At 49.7% G+C, this 1469-nt stretch carries 2 protein-coding genes; both read right to left on the bottom strand.

Annotated features, from left to right (window positions below):
* Window positions 1-396 (bottom strand): ABC transporter permease (locus ACR0P9_RS12485; protein ID WP_432619526.1); only part of this gene is annotated, 396 nt, incomplete at its 3' end.
* Window positions 389-1469: sugar ABC transporter ATP-binding protein (locus tag ACR0P9_RS12480; RefSeq protein ID WP_432620629.1), on the bottom strand; the 1081-nt coding region annotated here is incomplete at its 5' end. The genes ACR0P9_RS12485 and ACR0P9_RS12480, both read right to left, overlap by 8 nt.

Below are 1469 nucleotides of genomic sequence, written 5' to 3'. Positions count from 1 at the left end.
GAAGTTTTTCATACCCAACGTAGATACGAACGGATGCGGCAGGTGCAGACGAGTCAGCAGCAAGCCGTTAATCAAGCCGATCAATGTACCAGCCACAATAGCGACAACGATGAGTACAAACGAGTTGGTCATGCCGCCCTTGACGAGCATACCACAGATACAAGCACAGAATGTTGCATTTGCACCAACCGACAGGTCAATACCTGCGGTAATCAAGCACAGCAGCATACCGGTGGACAGCAGTGCTGTAAACGTCGTCTGCTTCAAAACAGACATCAAGTTATTATACGTCAAAAACTTATCACTGACAATGGTCAGAACCACGCACAGAATAATCAGAGCTGCCAGTGTACCAAGGAACGAATTACCATTGGATTTTTTCTTAGTCTTAGTCATCTAAAGTACCTCCCCATGCTGCTTTCATGAGACTTTCCTGATTGAAATGCTTGCTGTCACGGTCTACAGTTGCCATGATTTTGCCGCCGCGCATCACGATCACGCGATCCGACATACCCAAGATTTCCGGCATCTCCGACGAAATCATGATAACGCATTTGCCCTCTTTGACCAGACGGTTCATGACGTTATATACTTCGATCTTTGCGCCGACGTCGATGCCTCGTGTCGGCTCGTCAAAGATAAAGATGTCTGCATCGGTATTGACCCATTTGCCAATAACTACCTTCTGCTGGTTGCCGCCGGAAAGCTGTCCGACGATTTCATTGGCGGATGGTGTCTTGATGCGTAAATCTCGAATGTTGGCTTCTGTTGCCTCATTGATTTTCTTTTCGCTGAGGAACAGACCGCTGGTAAAGCCCTTCAAATTGGCGAGAATGACATTGTTGCGGATGCTCTCCTGCAAGACAAGTCCCTGTCCCTTTCGGTCTTCGGTCAGGAACGCAATGCCATTCTGGATTGCCTGCCGTGGGGTTTTAATTTTTACTTCTTTGCCGTGGATGTAAATCTTGCCGCTGTCCAGCGGATCCGCGCCAAAGATGGCACGCATGGTTTCGGTACGTCCCGCGCCGACCAGTCCGGCGAAGCCGAGCACCTGACCGTTATATGCCTCAAAGCTGACATCATCGAGGACGCCGCCCTCCATTAAATGCTCTGCCTTGAGAGCTACTTCTCCCTTGGTGCCGAATTCCTTCGGGAACAGATTGTCCAACGTTCTGCCTACCATAGCGGAGATCAGCGAATCATTGGTCCAATCTTTAATGTCGCGGGTATCGATGTACTGACCGTCTCGAATGACTTCGACGCGGTCACACAGCTCGAACAATTCTTCCAGCTTATGTGATACAAAGACGATGCCGATGCCGCGGTCACGCAGTTCCCGACACGTTTTCATAAGCTGTGCTACCTCCTTCTCGCCCAGAGAAGAGGTCGGCTCGTCCATAATAATCATTTTTGCATCGATCAAAACCGCCTTGGCGATTTCAATCATCTGCTGCACGCCCATGCCAAAG

Source organism: Butyricicoccus sp., assembly GCF_050872565.1.
GTDB lineage: Bacteria > Bacillota > Clostridia > Oscillospirales > Butyricicoccaceae > Butyricicoccus_A.
Note: the sequence above shows the minus strand (reverse complement) of the source record. Positions and strands in the feature narration are given on the sequence as shown.